Source organism: Neisseria sp. HMSC070H10, from assembly GCF_001837635.1.
In the GTDB taxonomy this organism is placed as follows: Bacteria; Pseudomonadota; Gammaproteobacteria; order Burkholderiales; family Neisseriaceae; genus Neisseria; species Neisseria subflava_A.
Genome location: NZ_KV833361.1, coordinates 38,936 through 56,069, shown reverse-complemented (window position 1 = coordinate 56,069; position 17,134 = coordinate 38,936). Strand labels below are relative to the sequence as shown.

The window sequence follows — 17,134 nt, the reverse complement described above, 5'->3', positions numbered from 1 at the left end:
ATCTGCTAACGCTGGTTGGCATTTGTCATAATATACTAAAAACATTTATTATTATATATCTAATAATCATAATTTGAGGGAAGACGTTCATGGCGTGGCGGTTTGTATTGCCTGCTTGGGTGGTTGGGGTAGTGCTTTCGTTTGCGTTGCCGTTTGTGCCGCTATGGTGGGTTTGGTTGTCTGTAATCATTGGCGCGCTTTCGTTGTGTCGAAGATTTGCTGTGGTTTGGTTGGTGCTGGCTGTTTGCGTGGGCATGGCGTTTGGTGTGTGGCGAACAGGGCTGGTGTTGGCCGGTCAATGGCCTGTAGGGGAGGTGGCGGCTAAAGTTTTGACGGTTGAAGTGGCGGATATGCCGCGTGATGATGGTCGGCGCGTGCAGTTTGCGGCAAGGGCTTGGGATGAGCGTGGGCAGGCTTTTGATTTGATGTTGTCGGATTATCAGCGGCGCGATTGGACGGTGGGCAGTCGGTGGTCTGTATCGGCGCGGGTAAGGCCGGTAATCGGTGAAGTTAATGTGCGCGGTTTGAACCGTGAAACATGGGCTTTGGCCAATGGTATCGATGGTATGGGTACTTTAGGGCGCGACAGGAAACTTGTGCGGCGAGGCGGCGGTTTCGGTTTGGCTAATATGCGTGATGCGGTAAGCCGAAGTTGGCAGAGAACGGCGGATAAATATCCTGAGTTTTCAGACGGCATAGGGTTGATGCGTGCTTTGAGTATTGGTGAGCAATCGGCGTTGCGGCCGCCTTTGTGGCAGGCATTCCGTCCTTTGGGGCTGACGCACTTAGTCAGTATTTCGGGCCTGCATGTAACGATGGTGGCGGTATTGTTTGCCTGGCTGATCAAGCGAATTTTTCGTTATTTACCGTGGATTCCGGCAAAACCGCGTGTGTGGATATTGGCAGGCGGTGTTGCCGGGGCTTTGTTTTATGCGCTTTTAGCCGGTTTTTCCGTGCCGACGCAACGCAGTGTGTTGATGTTGGCTGCGTTTGCGTGGGCATGGTGGCGCGGCAGTGGTGGCTCGGGTTGGACGGCATGGTGGCAGGCTTTGGCCGTTGTTTTGTTGTTGGACCCGTTGGCTGTATTGGGCGTGGGAACGTGGTTATCTTTCGGTTTGGTTGCTGCTTTGATTTGGGCTTCATCAGGCCGTCTGAAAGAATCGGGCTGGCGTTTGGCTGTACGGGGGCAATGGGCGGCGACGGTATTGTCGGTGGTATTGCTGGGCTATTTGTTTGCTTCGTTACCTTTGCTCAGTCCCTTGGTTAATGCACTGGCTATTCCTTGGTTTTCTTGGGTGTTAACGCCGTTGGCTTTGCTGGGTTCGGTTTTCCCGTTTGAACTTGTCCAGTTGGTAGCGGCATTTTTGGCGGAATATACTTTACGCGGTTTGGTATGGCTGGCTACGGTATCGCCTGAATTTGCCGTCGCAGTGGCGCCCGTGCCTTTGCTGGTGTTGGCGATGATGGCGGCTTTGCTGTTATTGCTGCCTAAAGGAATGGGCTTGAAACCTTGGGCATGTTTGGTTTTATTGGGTTTTGTGTTTTACCGTCCTGCCAAGTTGGAGGAGGGGGTGGCAAGAGTTACGGTGATGGATGCGGGACAAGGTTTGTCGGTGTTGATACAAACGCGTAATCGTAATCTTTTGTTTGATACGGGAACGGAGCAAGTGGCGCAAACAGGTATTGTGCCGAGTTTGAACGCGATGGGCGTGCGCCGTTTGGACAGCCTGATTTTGTCACACCATGATATTGACCATGACGGCGGTTTTCAAAGTGTGGCGGCTGTCGGTACCGATAAATTGCTTGCCGGACAACCTGAATTTTATCCGAATGCAGAGTTTTGCCAAGAAGACAAATGGCAATGGGACGGCGTAGATTTCGAGTTGCTCAGGCCGTCTGAAAATGCAGGCAAGGAAGATAACGACCAAAGCTGCGTATTGCGTGTCGTGGCAAACGGAAAAGCCTTGTTAATAACCGGCGATTTGGGCGTGAAAGGCGAGGCCGGTTTGATTGAGAAATACGGCAATGCGCTGTATAGCCAAGTGTTGGTGTTGGGACATCACGGCAGCAGCACGGCTTCGTCAGGCAGCTTTTTGCATACGGTTTCGCCACAATATGCCGTGGCATCTAGCGGCTATGCCAATGCCTACAAACATCCGACCGTTGCCGTACAAAATCGTGTCCGCGCGCATGGTATTACTTTATTGAGAACGGATTTGTCTGGCGCGTTGGTGTTTGCTTTGGGACAGGACGATATATTTCAAGGCCGTCTGAAAAAGGATAAGTTTTATTGGCAGAAGAAACCGTTTGAGTAAAAAGGCTAAAAGGCCGTCTGAAAGACTTTTCAGACAGCCTTAATATTTTTTATTGACGGGCATTATCCAAATTTTGTGTGAATCCAATTGTGGATAGTTTATTTTACTCATTGATAATAAAGGATAAAATAAATTTGATTAAATAATAGGCAAATAGAAAAGAGGAAAATAATTACAAAGTTATTAGTAATAATCGGTATGATGTTCTGTATATCAAGCAGAGCCTAAAGCAGCACAGAGTTTGTGCGTTTCTATAATGAAGACGCTGCGCAGCTGACAGCCGCCAATATTATCGGCTGATGGTTGTTTTAAAGTTTAAGGCCGTTTGCACCTGATATTTCATGTTCAGACGGCCTTAAACTTATATAATATCCAACCCATCTGTTTAAAAAGGCAATCCCCATGAACACCATACGCACCAAAATTTGCGGTATTACCCGACCTGAAGACGCGCTGGCCGCTGCCGAATTGGGCGCGGATGCCATCGGGCTGGTGTTTTACGCCAAGAGTAAACGGGCAGTGAGTATTGAGCAGGCGCAGGCGGTTGTGAAAAATCTGCCGCCGTTTGTATCGGTGGTGGCCTTGTTTGTGAATGAAAACGAGCAAACCATCCGCGAGATTTTGCGTCAGGTGCCGATAGATGTGATTCAGTTTCACGGCGATGAAGACGATGATTTTTGCCGTCGGTTTGACCGCCCGTATTTGAAGGCTGTGCGTGTACAGTCCGCTGCCGATATTCAGACGGCCTGTGCCAAATTCCCGAATGCCCGAGCCTTGCTGTTTGATGCCTATCATCCGACTGAATACGGCGGTACGGGACAAAGTTTCGATTGGACCATGTTGCACGGCACTATCGGCAAACCATGGATACTTGCCGGCGGATTGACTGCGGAAAACGTTGCCGAAGCGGTAAAAATCAGCGGCGCGGCGGCGGTGGATGTGTCCGGCGGCGTGGAAATCTCCGGCGGGGTTAAGAGCAGGGAGAAAATGGCGGCGTTTATTCAAGCAGTAAAGGCCGTCTGAAATTTTGTTTGAATTCAAAGCAACCGGAATACAGATATGCAAGAGCCAATCGTTGAATCCCACCCCTTCGCAGCCTTGTTGCCGCCGCAGGCAACAGTCATGATGATGGGGACGTTTCCGCCTAAAGAAGAAAAACACGCGATGCAGTTTCATTATCCGAATTTTCAAAACGATATGTGGCGTGTGTATGGGTTGGTGTTTTTTGGTGATGCGACGCATTTTCAAAAGCAGGGCGAAAAGGCGTTTGATGCCGATAAAATCAAAGCGTTTTTAAGTGAGAAGGGGATTGCATCCTGTCCGACCGTGTTGAAAGCGATACGCGAACATGGCAATGCTTCGGATAAGTTTTTAAAAGTGATAGAAACCGTCGATTTGGCGGCAGTATTGGCACAAATGCCCGAGTGCCGCCATCTTTGCACCACCGGTGGCAAGGCAACCGAAGTTTTGTTGGAGATTCAGGGCAGCGGCATGAAAATGCCGAAAACCGGAGAAACAGTGCCGTTCCCCTATGCAGGGCGTGAGTTGACCCTGACGCGCCTGCCTTCGACTTCGCGTGCCTATCCTTTGAGTTTGGCGAAAAAAGCGGCGGCATATCGGGCTTTTTTTGAAATGGCTGGATTGACTGTTTTTCAGGAGTAGGGTGATGGACCGTTATGAAATTTCTTTAATGATGTTTATGGCTTTGTGGTGGCTTTTTAATGTCGTCTCAGTGTGGCTGAAGGCCAAACAATGGCATATCAAGGTATTGTTGGGCGGAACGCTTTTGTATGTGATACAAATATCTGCAGTCATTATGTCTGTTAACGGCCTTAATTGGATATTTTTGAACATAAGCACTATAAATACCAATGAGTTGATTATTGCTTTGCTTGTGCTTAACTTTTTGGGTTGGTGGTTGCTGGCACTGTGGTTGGGGATGTTGGTATTAAAACTATGCCTGAGAAGTAAAAACGAAGAACAATATATCGCGCCTCCGTTGGGTACGGCATTAGTTGCAATATCGAGCTGTACGCTGTTATTCCTATTTTGTCTGCTGATATTATTATTCAATTAGTTGCCGACAAGATGAATGGAAAACGGCTATAATTGCTGACAATTTTACTTTCAGACGGCCTTGTACTGAATCAGGCCGTCTGAAACCATAAAACGAACAAGGAAAAATCCCATGAAAAATTATTACGCTCCCGACGAGAACGGCTTTTTCGGCGAACACGGCGGCCTGTACGTTTCCGAAACCCTGATTCCGGCTTTGCAAGAATTGGCAGAAGCCTATAAAGCAGCGAAAGAAGATCCTTCATTTTGGGAAGAGTTCCGCCATGATTTGAAACATTATGTCGGCCGTCCCAGCCCTGTTTACCATGCCGCGCGATTATCCGAGCATTTGGGCGGCGCACAAATCTGGCTGAAGCGTGAAGATTTGAACCACACCGGCGCACACAAAGTCAACAACACCATCGGTCAGGCATTGCTTGCCCGCCGCATGGGCAAAAAACGCGTGATTGCCGAAACCGGCGCGGGTCAGCACGGCGTGGCTTCTGCTACCGTCGCTGCACGCTTCGGCATGACTTGTGACGTGTACATGGGCGCGGACGATATCCAACGTCAAATGCCCAATGTTTTCCGCATGAAATTATTGGGTGCGAACGTGGTCAGCGTTGACAGCGGCAGCCGTACTTTGAAAGACGCAATGAACGAAGCCATGCGCGAATGGGTGGCGCGCGTGGACGACACGTTCTACATCATCGGCACTGCCGCAGGCCCTGCGCCGTATCCTGAAATGGTACGCGATTTCCAATGCGTGATCGGAAATGAAGCCAAAGAGCAAATGTTGGAAGCCATCGGCCGCCAACCTGATGTTGCCGTTGCCTGCGTAGGCGGCGGCTCGAACGCCATCGGTTTGTTCCATCCCTATATCGAAGAAGAAAACGTACGTCTGGTCGGCGTAGAAGCCGGCGGTTTGGGTGTAGATACGCCTGACCACGCCGCGCCGATTACCAGCAAAGCCCCCATCGGCGTATTGCACGGTTTCCGCAGCTATTTGATGCAGGACGAAAACGGTCAAGTCTTGGGTACACACTCCGTTTCAGCAGGCTTGGACTACCCAGGCATCGGCCCGGAACACAGCCATTTGAACGACATCAACCGCGTGGAATACACCGTTGCCAAAGATGACGAAGCACTCGAAGCCTTTGACTTGCTCTGCCGTTTCGAGGGTATTATTCCTGCGCTGGAATCCAGCCATGCCGTTGCTTGGGCGGTGAAAAATGCGCCGAAAATGGGCAAAGACCAAGTGATTTTGGTTAACCTCTCCGGCCGCGGCGATAAAGACATTAATACCGTGGCGAAACTCAAAGGCATTGAGTTGTAAGTCTTATTGATTGAGCAGTAAAGGCCGTCTGAAAAAGCTGGATTTCAGTCTTTCAGACGGCCTTTGTTTCCATAATGATTCAGCGTAGTATTTTATCCGCGCAAACTCTATCAAGTATCGGCGGCTAAGGAAATTTATCCTTCCAAACCGAGCTTGTACGCTTTCTAAACCAATTATTCAATTTATCCATCACCATGAAACATTTAGCAATCCATCTAAAACTATTGGGCATGGCGGCGTTTTGGGGCGCATCTTGGCCGATGGGGCGGATGCTGGGACAGGCGCTGCCGCCTTTAACGGGCGGTATGCTGCGCTTTTTGACGGCGGCAATCTTACTTTTGGGCTGGTTGTTTGCACGGTATCGGTTGCGTACTTTGGCGGTTTTGTCGCGAAAACAATGGCTTGGATTGGCACTGGCGGCGGCATTCGGCGTATTTGGTTTTACCGTATTGTCTATGCTGGGTTTGCAGCGGATTCCTGCTTCGAGGGCGACGGTGTTGGTTACGTTTAATCCTGTGTTGACGATGTTTTTTGCAGCTTTGCTGTTTGGTGAAAAACTCAATGGCAAGATTGTGTCGGGCATATTGTTGGCAGTGGCAGGCTCGATATGGGCGGTCACGCATGGCGAGATTGCGGCATTTTTGTCGGGCGGCGGCATAGGGTGGGGCGAAGTGCTGGTGTTTTGCAGCCTTTGCTGCTTGGTTACTTATACGATGATAGGCAGGGCGGTGTTGCAGGGGATTGATGCGCTGACGGTCACCGTGGCCACCGCTTGGCTGGGTGCAATGATGTTGCTGCCGCCTGCGCTGATTTCAGACGGCCTGCCGTTTGGTATGCTTGCCGAAATGGACGGCAGGGGTTGGTTTGCTTTGATTGGCCTGTCTGTCGGGGCAACGGTCTTGAGCTATGCGTGGTATTTTGAAGGCGTGAAGACTTTGGGCGCGGGCAGCGCTGCGGCGTACATCACTTTGGTGCCGGTATTCGGTATTCTGTGTTCCGCTTGGTTTTTGGGCGAGGCGTTGCATATTTCCTTGGTTGCCGGCTGTTTGGCGGCGGTGGGCGGATTGGCGTTGATGCAGTACGGAAGACGTGCCGTCTGAAAAGGTAAATATGTTATATAATAATGAAACTGATTAAACCATTGTTTTCAACATGTCTGAACATTCCTCCCTGCTCGATTTCGACCGCGACCATCTACTCCATCCCTATACTTCCATGACCGACCCGTTGCCTGTTTATCCGGTGCGCCGTGCGGAGGGCGTGCATATCGAATTGGCGGACGGCACGCGGCTGATTGACGGGATGTCGTCTTGGTGGTGTGCGATACACGGCTACAATCATCCCGTTTTGAATCAGGCGGTTGAGGCGCAGATTAAGCAAATGTCGCATGTGATGTTCGGCGGTTTGACGCACGAGCCGGCGGTGGAGCTGGGCAAGTTGTTGGTCGGGATTTTGCCGCAGGGACTAGACCGTATTTTTTATGCGGACTCGGGGTCGGTTTCGGTGGAAGTCGCGCTGAAAATGGCGGTGCAATACCAGCAGGCACGGGGTTTGACGGCGAAACAGAATATTGCGACGGTGCGGCGCGGGTATCACGGCGATACTTGGAACGCGATGTCCGTCTGCGATCCGGAAACGGGAATGCACCATATTTTCGGCAGCGCTCTGCCGCAGCGTTATTTTGTCGATAATCCGAAAAGCCGTTTCGACGATGAATGGGACGAGGCGGATTTGCAGCCTGTCCGCACTTTGTTTGAAGCGCATCATGCGGATATCGCCGCCTTTATTTTGGAACCGGTCGTGCAGGGCGCGGGCGGCATGTATTTCTATCATCCTCAATATCTTCGAGGATTGCGCGATTTGTGCGACGAATTTGATATCGTGTTGATTTTTGATGAAATCGCCACCGGATTTGGGCGTACAGGCAAGATGTTTGCCTGCGAACATGCGGAGGTCGTGCCGGACATTATGTGTATCGGCAAAGGTTTGAGCGGCGGCTATATGACGCTGGCGGCTGCAATCACTTCGCAAAAAGTTACCGAAATAATTTCTCGCAGCGAAGCGGGCGTGTTCATGCATGGGCCGACGTTTATGGCAAACCCGCTGGCGTGTGCCGTAGCCTGCGCTTCGGTCAAACTGCTTTTGTCCCAAGATTGGCAGGCAAATATCCGCCGCATCGAAAGCATCTTAAAAGGCCGTCTGAAAGCTGCGTGGGACATTCGCGGTGTGAAAGATGTTCGCGTTTTGGGTGCTATCGGGGTGATTGAGCTGGAAAAAGGCGTGGATATGGCGCGTTTTCAAGCGGATTGCGTGGCGCAGAGCATTTGGGTGCGCCCATTCGGCAGGCTGGTGTACCTCATGCCGCCTTACATCATTTCAGACGACCTCTTGACCGAACTTGCCGACAAAACCGTACAAATCTTGAAGGAATACAGCAAATGAAAGGCGTTTACTTCGTCAGCGGCATAGACACGGACATCGGCAAAACCGTCGCCACCGGCGTATTGGCAAAACAATTATTGCAGCAGGGCAAAAGCGTGATCACGCAAAAGCCCGTGCAAACCGGTTGCCAAAACATCGCCGAGGACATCGCCGTCCACCGCAAAATCATGGGCATACCCATGCAGGAAGCCGACAAACAAGGGCTGACCATGCCCGAAATCTTCAGCTATCCCGCCTCGCCCCACCTCGCCGCCCGTCTGGACGGCAGGGCTTTGGACTTGCACAAAATCCGCACCGCCACAGAGCAACTGGCGGCACAATACGAAATCGTGTTGGTCGAAGGCGCGGGCGGATTGATGGTTCCGCTGACGGAAAACCTGTTAACCATTGATTATATTCAGCAACAGGCTTATCCCGTCATTCTCGTTACCAGCGGGCGGCTCGGCAGCATCAACCACACCCTGCTCAGCTTCTCCGCGCTCAAACAATACGGCATCAGCCTGTACAGCCTGATTTTCAACCATATTCACGACAGCAAAGATGAAACCGTTGCCAGCGATACTTTGGAATATCTTAAAGGCCGTCTGAAAGATGAGTTTCCTGAAGCCAAATGGCAGGAATTGGCCAAGACAGAGGTGTCAGATGGAGCTTGATATACCGCGTGGCACGCTTTGTTCACATGCCGAAGCTTCAAGTCTTTTGCCGTCTAAGGCCGAACATCTGCTGACCGTTTCTTCGCTAACTGCCGCTTTGCGCGCTTCCGGTAAGGATTTTTCAGTCGAGCCGGTGTATTTGGGTTTGACGAAGGGAGTGGAAAATGGAGACGAAATCTTTGTGCGCGATGTTTTGCTCAAACTGGACGGCGAAACAGTGATACAAGCCAGAAGCGCGTGCCGGCCGGACAGCAGTCTATGGACAGAATTATTGGATTGCGGAACGCAGCCTTTGGGCGAGCGCCTGTTTGACGGTACATTGCCGTTGAAGCGTTCGGATTTTGAGTTTCTTCGTTTTGAAGATTTCGACCATCCATCTTTCAGACGGCCTGTTACCGCGCGCCGTTCGTATTTCGATTGGAACGGCGAAACATTGGAATTAACAGAATATTTCTTATTGAAATTAATAGATTTATACCGCTAAGGCTGTCTGAAAATAAAACCGTTTACCGATGTTTGTCATAATTCTGATATAATACAATAAATTAAATTGTTAAGATCTGTTTGATTTCAGACGGCAATAAATTATAATAAGAGCTAAGGCTCTAAAAAGCCTTTCCTTCCGAATCGACACATAAACAACGACACATTACATCAATGAACATAAGGCGCTTTTTTCTACAATTTCTACCGCGTTACGCTGTCGGACGGATGGTGATATACGCCAAACTGATGCGCGTCGACAAACCCATTGGCACACTGCTTTTGCTGTGGCCGACTTATTGGGCATTGTGGATTGCGTCTAAAGGCGTTCCTGACGCGGATATTTTTCTTGCCTTTAGCGCAGGCACATTTTTGATGCGCAGCGCAGGTTGCGTGGTAAATGACTTTGCCGACCGCAATTTTGACGGTGCAGTAGAGCGCACTAAAAACCGCCCGTTTGCCAAAGGTTTGGTTTCTAAAATCGAAGCGCTGCTTTTGACCGTCATGTTGTGTCTGATGGCAGCTTTATGCTTGGTGCAGCTCAACCGCTTTACTTGGCTGATGAGCCTTCCGGCCTTGTTCCTGGCCATCACATATCCCTTTACCAAACGCTTTTTCCCGTTGCCGCAGTTTTATTTAGGACTGGCATTTTCGTTCGGCATTCCCATGGCCTTTGCCGCCGTGCAAGGCCGAGTGCCTTCCGAAGCGTGGCTGATGTTTACCGCCAATGCCTTATGGACGTTGGCTTACGACACGATTTATGCCATGGCGGACAAAGAAGACGATTTGAAAATTGGCATTAAAACTTCGGCAATCACATTTGGCCATCACGACATTACTGCCTCTATGCTTTGCCATTTTTGGTTTACGGTATTGATGGCGGTGTTGGGTATCAAAATCGGTGCAACTTGGCCGTATTGGTTGATATTGCCGATAACTGTTTATTGGCAGTATCAGCAATATGTTGTCATCCGTACGCGCAATCGCCAGTTGTGCTTCCAAACGTTTTTGGCCAATAACCGCATCGGTTTGGCGTGGTTTTGCGGATTGGTCTGCCATTATTTCTGGGTATTTTTGGTTTCCAAACTGTTTTAAAAAAAGAAGTTGGGGCCGTCTGAAAAGAAGGGGAAAAGGGGTATGCCGGGCATACCCCTTTTCATTTGAATCATAGTTTGGCTATTGATAGCATTTTTACTTTAAATTCAATATAAGCAAGCAGTTGGATTATTTTTAGCTCGTTAAAAAATATCAAAAATAACATGGAAAATGTTAGCAGGGCGAGTGTAAATTACGCCTTCAGGATTGAGATTTGCACCGACAATCGGTACAATCCTATTGTTTTGCGACATTTAAAAGAGATACACATGAGCCTGATTGGCGAAATTTTACCTTTGTCCCATATCGTTTTGGATTTGGAAGTCAGCAGCAAAAAGCGTCTGTTTGAAGAGGCCGCCCAGCTGCTGGAGAATGAAGCAGAATTACCGAATACCAACGTGTTCGACTGCCTGTTTGCCCGTGAAAAGCTTGGTTCGACCGGTTTGGGGCAGGGGGTGGCGATTCCTCACGGCCGTCACGCATGCGTGAAAAAAGCCACCGGTGCGTTTATCCGCACCAAAGAGCCGGTTGCCTTTGATGCGCCCGACGGCAAACCCGTTTCCTTGATTTTCATCCTGCTTGTGCCTGAAAACGCTACCGGCGAACATTTGGAAGTCTTGTCCAAACTGGCCGGAAGATTCTCTCAAAAAGCCATCCGTGAAGCATTGATGGCCGCGACTTCTGCCGAAGAAGTACGCACACTCCTGACCGAAGAGTAATTCATGCCCAGCATATCCGTCCGCCGCCTGTTTTCCGATAATCAGCACAAACTCGAACTCGCTTGGGCTGCCGGCAATTCCGGCGCGGACAACCGTATCGGTGTCGAAGCCGATAAACCCGTCTTGGCCTTGGTCGGCCACTTAAACTTTATCCATCCCAACCAAATTCAAGTTGTCGGCGTAGCCGAAGCCGAATATTTGCGCCGCTTGGAATCGGGCGAGCTCAACTATGATTTCGGCGAGCTTTTCGACATTCCCATGTCTTTGGTCATCGTCGCCAACGGCTTGCCGGTTTCGCCCAAATTGCGCGATTATTGCCATACCAACAGTATTCCTTTGCTGACTTCCAAGCAGGAAAGCCCACACTTGATGGACGTTTTGCGGATTTATCTGCAACGTACATTGGCTACTTCCACCATCAAGCACGGCGTATTTTTGGATGTATTTGAAGTGGGCGTACTCATTACCGGACAATCCGGCTTGGGTAAGAGCGAATTGGCATTGGAGCTGATTTCGCGCGGTCACAGCCTGATTGCCGATGATGCGGTCGAGCTCTTCCGTACCGGCCCGGAAATGCTGGAAGGCCGTTGCCCGCCGATGCTGCGTGATTTCCTCGAAGTACGTGGCTTGGGCATACTCAATATCCGCCATATTTTTGGCGAAACCTCTATCCGTCCGAAAAAGATCCTCCAGCTGATTATCAATTTGGTTCCGGCCGACGACGGATACATGAAACAACTTGATCGATTGAGCATCCGTACCGAAACAGAGTCTATCCTCAACGTCAGCATCCGTTCCGTTACCCTGCCTGTTGCAATCGGTCGAAACTTAGCAGTATTGGTTGAAGCTGCGGTGCGCAATTACATCCTTCAATTGCGCGGCAAAGACAGCACCAAAGAATTCCTCGAACGCCATCAAACACAACTCAAAGAAAACGAACAAAACCATGAAAATCGTCCTGATTAGCGGCTTATCCGGCTCAGGAAAATCCGTAGCCCTCAAACAGCTCGAAGATTTGGGTTATTACTGTGTCGATAACCTTCCTTTGGAAATGCTTCCGTCGTTGGTTTCGCTCCACATCGAACGTGCCGATGAAACCAAACTCGGTGTCAGCGTTGACATCCGTTCCGGTATCAATATCCAAGAAGCGCAAGAGCAAATCCAATTTTTGCGTGACGAAGGACATCAGGTCGAAGTCCTGTTTGTTGAGGCGGAAGAGGGTGTGTTGGTTCGCCGCTTCTCAGAAACCCGTCGCGGACACCCTTTATCCGGCCAAAACCTGACTTTGTTGGAAAGCCTGCAAAAAGAACGCGAATGGCTCTTCCCGCTTAGAGACATCGCATATTGCATCGATACGTCCAAAATGAACGCGCAGCAGCTGCGTTATGCCGTACAACAATGGCTCAATATTGAACGTGTCGGTTTGCTGGTTATTCTTGAATCCTTTGGTTTCAAATACGGCGTTCCCAACAATGCCGACTTTATGTTTGATATGCGCAGCCTGCCCAATCCGTATTACGATCCAGAATTGCGCCCCTTTACCGGCATGGACAAACCTATTCAAGATTATTTGGGCCAGCAGCCGTTGGCTCAAGAAATGGTTGATGACATCGACCATTTTATTAGCCGCTGGTTGCCGCGCCTGCAACAAGAGAGCCGCAGTTATGTAACGATTGCCATCGGTTGTACCGGCGGTCAGCACCGCTCCGTTTATGTTGTGGAAAAACTGGCCGAACGCCTCAAAGGCCGTTACGAACTCCTTGTCCGCCACCGTCAGGCACAAAGCTTGGCAGGACGCTAACTTGCCGTTTCAGACGGCCTCAAAGGAAGAAACCATGAAAAAAATCAGTCTGACTGCATTATCCCTGCTTATCTTGACCGCCTGCGCGACAGAGCCTGTCACTGCTTACCGTTGGCACCGTACCGGAGCGAGCGAAGCTGAAGTTTCCCGCCAAATCAATACTTGCAAATCGCAAGTCCAAAATAGAAATACATACAAGATGTTCGAGCAATGTATGGATGAAGCAGGTTATTACAGCTATGAACATGGCAATCTCTAAATCCGGATTGACCGATTATCCAAATACCGAGGCCGTCTGAAAAAAAATGATTGTTCAGACGGCCTCAGATACGAATAGAAAGAACAAAAAGACATGGCTATCCAATGGTTTCCCGGCCACATGAACAAGGCAAAAAAAGCCATTGCCGAACGCATTAAAAGCGTTGATATGGTGATTGAGATGTTAGACGCGCGTATGCCTGCTTCCAGCGAAAACCCTTTGCTTGCCCAGTTGTCCAAAGGCAAGCCAAAACTCAAAATCTTAAACAAGCAAGATCTTGCCGATCCCGAGCGTACCAAAGTTTGGCTCGAACACTACAACAGCCGCCAAGATACCCGCGCCATTGCGCTTGATTCTTCCGAAACCGGCGCTCATGGCAAAATTACCCAAGCCTGCCGCGCCATGATTCCGCATCGCCAAGGTATCGAGAAGCCGCTACGTGTCCTGATTTGCGGCATTCCCAACGTCGGCAAATCCACCTTGATTAACGGCATGATCGGCAAAAAATCTGCCAAAACCGGTAACGAACCCGGTATTACCAAAGCCGAACAACGCCTTTTCCTTGCAGACGATTTCTGGCTTTACGATACCCCCGGTATGTTGTGGCCGAAAATTATCGTCGAAGAAGGCGGCTACAACCTTGCGGCCGGCGGTGCAGTCGGACGCAACGCACTGGACGAAGAAGAAGTAGCGCTTGAGCTTTTGGATTACCTCCGCCGCCATTATCTGGCCCTGTTGCAAGAGCGCTATCAAGCCGACAAAGATCCAAGCAGCCATTGGGACGATACTTCTTGGCTGGAGTGGATTGCCAAAAAACGCGGTGCGGTTTTGAGCGGCGGACGGGTCAACTACCAAAAGGCTGCTGAAAATATCCTGACCGATTTCCGCGAAGGAAAAATCGGCAGAATCACGCTGGAAACGCCAAACCAATGGGAGGCTTGGCTGAAAAAAGCCAGACAGAAAGAGGCCGAACTTAAAGCCATTCGCGAAGCCAGAAAGGCGGAACGAAAAGGGCAACAGCCTTCTGCCGATTAATATAAAAGGCCGTCTGAAATCTATTTTCAGACGGCCTTTTGTTGGAATAGGCAATTTAGAGGGCGGTACGGCTGAAGCTGTCCAGGGCTTTATCAGTTTGGATTTGGTTGAACTGCATGATGGTTTTGTCGCCTTGCTTTTCGTCTAATTCGATTTTACGTACCAGCGTATCGCCGTTGATTTCGATACGGTTGAAGATTTGACGGGTAATGGCGGTTTTCGGAGTTAAGGTCAACGTCCATTTTTTCTCGTTGCCGTTTAATTTCAAATCAAATTGTTTTTCCAGGCCTTGGGTATTGCCGCCCAAAAGGTCGAGGAAGAGTTTGATTTGGCGGCTTTGGCCGTTGAGCTTGCTGGCATTTGGGTTGACCCATTGGCTGCCGTTCCATTGCATGATGCCGTCTGAACGCACGCGCAGGGTGGTTTCAAATGGTTTTTGCATTTTCCAGAGCAGGCCTTTTTGTGGGACAAGGGTAAAGCTGCCGCTGGTGGTCATGGGTTTGCTGAGGGATTTAAGCTGGCGTTGTTGGACAAAATTGCCTTGCACGTTTTGCGGTTTTTGCAGGGTTTGTGCCAATTCGGCAGGGGAAAATGCCCACAAAGCCGGAGCGCTGATGAGGAGAGTAAGAGAAAGAATGTTTTTTTTCATTGTGCTTCCATAAGGTTTGAGGCCGTCTGAAAATTCAGACGGCCTTTTATTGCTTTAATTATAAGGCTGACAAGGCCTGATTAAAGGTTGCGCTTGGACGCATCGCTTGTGCCGCTTTTTCAGGATTGGCTGCGTAGTAGCCGCCGATGTCGACCGCTTTGCCTTGTACGGCAGAGAGTTCTTCAACGATTTTGGCTTCGTCGGCAGTCAAAGCGGCTGCCAATGGAGCAAATGCGGCTTTCAGTTCGGCATCTTTGTCTTGCGCCGCCAATTCTTGCGCCCAGTAGAGGGTGAGGTAGAAATGGCTGCCGCGGTTGTCGAGTTCGCCGGCTTTGCGTTTAGGCGATTTGTCGTTCAACAGCAGTTTTTCGGTGGCTGCATCCAAAGTGTCGGCGAGGACTTGGGCTTTGGCGTTGCCGGTTTTTTGCGCCAGATGTTCAAACGATACGGCAAGAGCGAGGAATTCACCCAAAGAATCCCAACGCAAGTGGTTTTCTTCGAGGAATTGTTGAACATGTTTCGGTGCGGAGCCGCCAGCGCCGGTTTCAAACATACCGCCGCCATTCATCAATGGAACGATAGACAGCATTTTCGCGCTGGTACCCAGTTCCAAAATTGGGAACAAGTCGGTCAGGTAGTCGCGCAGGACGTTGCCGGTTACAGAGATAGTGTCTTCACCGTTTTTCAGACGGCCCAAGCTGAATTTAGCGGCTTCTTCAGGAGCGAGAACGCGGATGTCGAGGCCGTTGGTATCCAGTTCGGCAAGGTAAGCTTTGACTTTGGCGAGCAGGCTCTTGTCGTGCGGACGGTTTTCGTCGAGCCAGAATACGGCTGGTGTATTGCTCAGACGGGCTCGGTTGACGGCGAGTTGTACCCAGTCTTTAACCGGAGCGTCTTTGGTTTGGCACATACGCCAGATGTCACCGGCTTCAACGTCGTGTTGCATCAGGACATTGCCTGCTGCATCAATGACTTGTACTTGGCCGTCGGCTTCAATTTCAAAAGTTTTGTTGTGTGAACCGTATTCTTCGGCTGCTTGCGCCATCAGGCCGACGTTAGGAACGGTACCCATGGTTGTCGGGTCAAACGCGCCGTGTTCGCGGCAGAAGTCGATGGTTGCTTGGTAAACACCGGCGTAGCTGCTGTCCGGAATGACGGCTTTGGTGTCTTGCGCTTTGCCGTCTTTGTCCCACATACGGCCAGAATTACGAATCATCGCAGGCATAGAAGCATCGACGATGACATCGCTAGGAACATGCAGGTTGGTAATGCCTTTGTCGGAATCAACCATGGCCAAATCAGGGTTGGCGGCGTAAACGGCAGCGATTTCAGCTTCAACGGCGGCGCGGGTGTCCGCATCCAGTTTGTCCAGATTGGCAAGCAGGTTGCCGAAGCCGTTGTTGACGTTGACGCCTGCGGCAGCCAGTTTGTCGCCGAATTTTTCAAATACAGGCGCGAAGAACACTTTGACGGCGTGTCCGAAGATAATCGGGTCGGACACTTTCATCATGGTGGCTTTCATGTGCAGCGAGAACAATACGCCTTTAGCTTTTGCGTCTTTCACTTGTTCGGCAAGGAAGGCGAGCAGGGCTTTTTTGCTCATTACGGTCGCGTCGATGATTTCGCCGGCTTTCAAGGCAACAGGTTCACGCAGCTCTTTTTTGTTGCCTTGTTTGTCGGTGAATACGATGGATACAGAAGTCGCTTCAGGTACGGTAACGGATTGTTCGTTATGGAAAAAGTCGCCGCTTTGCATGGTGGCAACATGGGTTTTGGAATCTTTGGTCCATGCGCCCATGCTGTGCGGATGTTTTTTGGCAAAGTTTTTCACTGCTTTAGGCGCACGACGGTCGGAGTTGCCTTCACGCAGGACAGGGTTTACCGCGCTGCCTTTGATGCGGTCGTAGCGTTCGCGTACGGCTTTTTCTTCATCGGTTTGAGGGTCGGCAGGATAGTCGGGAACGGCAAAGCCTTTAGACTGCAATTCTTTAATCGCGGCAGTCAGTTGAGGTACGGATGCGCTGATGTTCGGCAGTTTGATCACGTTTGCATCGGGTTGTTTCACCAGTTCGCCCAATTCGGCAAGCGCATCAGGTACGCGTTGCGCTTCGGTCAGGTATTCTGGAAACGCCGCCAAAATACGGCCAGAGAGAGAGATGTCGCTGGTTTTGACATCAATATCGGCATGGCGGGTAAACGCCTGCACGATTGGCAACAGGGATTGAGTGGCCAATGCAGGAGCTTCGTCGGTGTAGGTATAGATAATGGTGGATTTAGTCATGGGATTATTCT

Annotated in this window: 17 protein-coding genes; 15 read left to right on the top strand and 2 right to left on the bottom strand. The window is 50.3% G+C overall.

The annotated features are described in order from the left end of the window. The first annotated feature begins 89 nt into the window (after positions 1-89). From HMPREF2606_RS02805 to ylqF, 15 genes are all read left to right on the top strand, one after another. A complete protein-coding gene (locus HMPREF2606_RS02805) occupies positions 90-2,315 on the top strand; it encodes a DNA internalization-related competence protein ComEC/Rec2 (RefSeq protein ID WP_070843286.1) in 2,226 nt (741 codons plus the stop codon). Between the two features lie 402 nt (positions 2,316-2,717). Then, on the top strand, positions 2,718-3,338 hold the full coding sequence (locus tag HMPREF2606_RS02800) for a phosphoribosylanthranilate isomerase (RefSeq protein WP_070712005.1): 621 nt from the start codon (positions 2,718-2,720) through the stop codon (positions 3,336-3,338). 36 nt (positions 3,339-3,374) lie between these two features. Further along, a complete protein-coding gene (locus tag HMPREF2606_RS02795) occupies positions 3,375-3,977 on the top strand; it encodes a DNA glycosylase (RefSeq protein ID WP_070712006.1) in 603 nt (200 codons plus the stop codon). A gap of 4 nt (positions 3,978-3,981) precedes the next feature. After that, positions 3,982-4,392 (top strand): hypothetical protein, encoded by a 411-nt coding sequence (locus tag HMPREF2606_RS02790; protein WP_070712007.1) that lies wholly within the window; start codon positions 3,982-3,984, stop codon positions 4,390-4,392. Between the two features lie 111 nt (positions 4,393-4,503). Next, the gene (trpB, locus tag HMPREF2606_RS02785) at positions 4,504-5,706 is read left to right on the top strand and encodes a tryptophan synthase subunit beta (RefSeq protein WP_070584045.1); all 1,203 of its coding nucleotides are present in this window, start codon (positions 4,504-4,506) and stop codon (positions 5,704-5,706) included. Positions 5,707-5,900: 194 nt separating this feature from the next. Then, positions 5,901-6,806, top strand: a complete 906-nt coding sequence (locus tag HMPREF2606_RS02780) for a DMT family transporter (protein ID WP_070584047.1) — start codon at positions 5,901-5,903, stop codon at positions 6,804-6,806. Positions 6,807-6,858: 52 nt separating this feature from the next. Beyond that, a complete protein-coding gene (gene bioA, locus HMPREF2606_RS02775; protein ID WP_070712008.1) occupies positions 6,859-8,148 on the top strand; it encodes an adenosylmethionine--8-amino-7-oxononanoate transaminase in 1,290 nt (429 codons plus the stop codon). Continuing rightward, on the top strand, positions 8,145-8,801 hold the full coding sequence (bioD, locus tag HMPREF2606_RS02770) for a dethiobiotin synthase (protein ID WP_070843285.1): 657 nt from the start codon (positions 8,145-8,147) through the stop codon (positions 8,799-8,801). Before bioA ends, bioD begins: the two co-directional genes overlap by 4 nt. Further along, positions 8,791-9,285 carry a chorismate--pyruvate lyase family protein gene (locus HMPREF2606_RS02765; protein WP_070843284.1) on the top strand — a complete coding sequence of 165 codons (495 nt, stop codon included), beginning with the start codon at positions 8,791-8,793 and terminating at the stop codon, positions 9,283-9,285. The genes bioD and HMPREF2606_RS02765 overlap by 11 nt, the downstream gene beginning before the upstream one ends. A gap of 173 nt (positions 9,286-9,458) precedes the next feature. After that, positions 9,459-10,379, top strand: a complete 921-nt coding sequence (ubiA, locus tag HMPREF2606_RS02760; RefSeq protein WP_070843283.1) for a 4-hydroxybenzoate octaprenyltransferase — start codon at positions 9,459-9,461, stop codon at positions 10,377-10,379. A gap of 269 nt (positions 10,380-10,648) precedes the next feature. After that, positions 10,649-11,098: a PTS IIA-like nitrogen regulatory protein PtsN gene (ptsN, locus tag HMPREF2606_RS02755; protein ID WP_039862228.1), complete on the top strand. Its 450-nt coding sequence runs from the start codon at positions 10,649-10,651 to the stop codon at positions 11,096-11,098. A gap of 3 nt (positions 11,099-11,101) precedes the next feature. Beyond that, positions 11,102-12,064 (top strand): HPr(Ser) kinase/phosphatase, encoded by a 963-nt coding sequence (gene hprK, locus HMPREF2606_RS02750; RefSeq protein ID WP_004520066.1) that lies wholly within the window; start codon positions 11,102-11,104, stop codon positions 12,062-12,064. Continuing rightward, the gene (gene rapZ, locus HMPREF2606_RS02745; RefSeq protein ID WP_070843282.1) at positions 12,045-12,899 is read left to right on the top strand and encodes an RNase adapter RapZ; all 855 of its coding nucleotides are present in this window, start codon (positions 12,045-12,047) and stop codon (positions 12,897-12,899) included. The genes hprK and rapZ overlap by 20 nt, the downstream gene beginning before the upstream one ends. Before the next feature lie 34 nt (positions 12,900-12,933). After that, entirely contained in the window at positions 12,934-13,158 is a 225-nt protein-coding gene (locus HMPREF2606_RS02740) for a protocatechuate 3,4-dioxygenase (RefSeq protein ID WP_070712011.1), read from the top strand. A 93-nt stretch (positions 13,159-13,251) separates the two neighbouring features. Beyond that, positions 13,252-14,193 carry a ribosome biogenesis GTPase YlqF gene (ylqF, locus tag HMPREF2606_RS02735; protein ID WP_070461623.1) on the top strand — a complete coding sequence of 314 codons (942 nt, stop codon included), beginning with the start codon at positions 13,252-13,254 and terminating at the stop codon, positions 14,191-14,193. Positions 14,194-14,248: 55 nt separating this feature from the next. Here ylqF and HMPREF2606_RS02730 read toward each other — a convergent pair whose 3' ends face one another. Continuing rightward, a complete protein-coding gene (locus HMPREF2606_RS02730) occupies positions 14,249-14,842 on the bottom strand; it encodes a LolA family protein (RefSeq protein WP_070461622.1) in 594 nt (197 codons plus the stop codon). 58 nt (positions 14,843-14,900) lie between these two features. Continuing rightward, complete coding sequence (locus HMPREF2606_RS02725) at positions 14,901-17,123, bottom strand: NADP-dependent isocitrate dehydrogenase (RefSeq protein WP_070843281.1); 2,223 nt, start codon at positions 17,121-17,123, stop codon at positions 14,901-14,903. Positions 17,124-17,134: the final 11 nt, after the last annotated feature.

Excerpts from the sequence above, each read along its gene's own strand:
- HMPREF2606_RS02790 (WP_070712007.1), top strand. The coding sequence starts at position 3,982 with ATGGACCGTTATGAAATTTCTTTAATGATGTTTATGGCTTTGTGGTGG.
- ylqF (WP_070461623.1), top strand. The coding sequence starts at position 13,252 with ATGGCTATCCAATGGTTTCCCGGCCACATGAACAAGGCAAAAAAAGCC.
- HMPREF2606_RS02805 (WP_070843286.1), top strand. The coding sequence starts at position 90 with ATGGCGTGGCGGTTTGTATTGCCTGCTTGGGTGGTTGGGGTAGTGCTT.
- hprK (WP_004520066.1), top strand. The coding sequence starts at position 11,102 with ATGCCCAGCATATCCGTCCGCCGCCTGTTTTCCGATAATCAGCACAAA.
- HMPREF2606_RS02765 (WP_070843284.1), top strand. The coding sequence starts at position 8,791 with ATGGAGCTTGATATACCGCGTGGCACGCTTTGTTCACATGCCGAAGCT.
- bioD (WP_070843285.1), top strand. The coding sequence starts at position 8,145 with ATGAAAGGCGTTTACTTCGTCAGCGGCATAGACACGGACATCGGCAAA.
- HMPREF2606_RS02740 (WP_070712011.1), top strand. The coding sequence starts at position 12,934 with ATGAAAAAAATCAGTCTGACTGCATTATCCCTGCTTATCTTGACCGCC.
- ptsN (WP_039862228.1), top strand. The coding sequence starts at position 10,649 with ATGAGCCTGATTGGCGAAATTTTACCTTTGTCCCATATCGTTTTGGAT.
- HMPREF2606_RS02795 (WP_070712006.1), top strand. The coding sequence starts at position 3,375 with ATGCAAGAGCCAATCGTTGAATCCCACCCCTTCGCAGCCTTGTTGCCG.
- rapZ (WP_070843282.1), top strand. The coding sequence starts at position 12,045 with ATGAAAATCGTCCTGATTAGCGGCTTATCCGGCTCAGGAAAATCCGTA.
- HMPREF2606_RS02730 (WP_070461622.1), bottom strand. The coding sequence starts at position 14,842 with ATGAAAAAAAACATTCTTTCTCTTACTCTCCTCATCAGCGCTCCGGCT.
- ubiA (WP_070843283.1), top strand. The coding sequence starts at position 9,459 with ATGAACATAAGGCGCTTTTTTCTACAATTTCTACCGCGTTACGCTGTC.
- bioA (WP_070712008.1), top strand. The coding sequence starts at position 6,859 with ATGTCTGAACATTCCTCCCTGCTCGATTTCGACCGCGACCATCTACTC.
- trpB (WP_070584045.1), top strand. The coding sequence starts at position 4,504 with ATGAAAAATTATTACGCTCCCGACGAGAACGGCTTTTTCGGCGAACAC.
- HMPREF2606_RS02725 (WP_070843281.1), bottom strand. The coding sequence starts at position 17,123 with ATGACTAAATCCACCATTATCTATACCTACACCGACGAAGCTCCTGCA.
- HMPREF2606_RS02800 (WP_070712005.1), top strand. The coding sequence starts at position 2,718 with ATGAACACCATACGCACCAAAATTTGCGGTATTACCCGACCTGAAGAC.
- HMPREF2606_RS02780 (WP_070584047.1), top strand. The coding sequence starts at position 5,901 with ATGAAACATTTAGCAATCCATCTAAAACTATTGGGCATGGCGGCGTTT.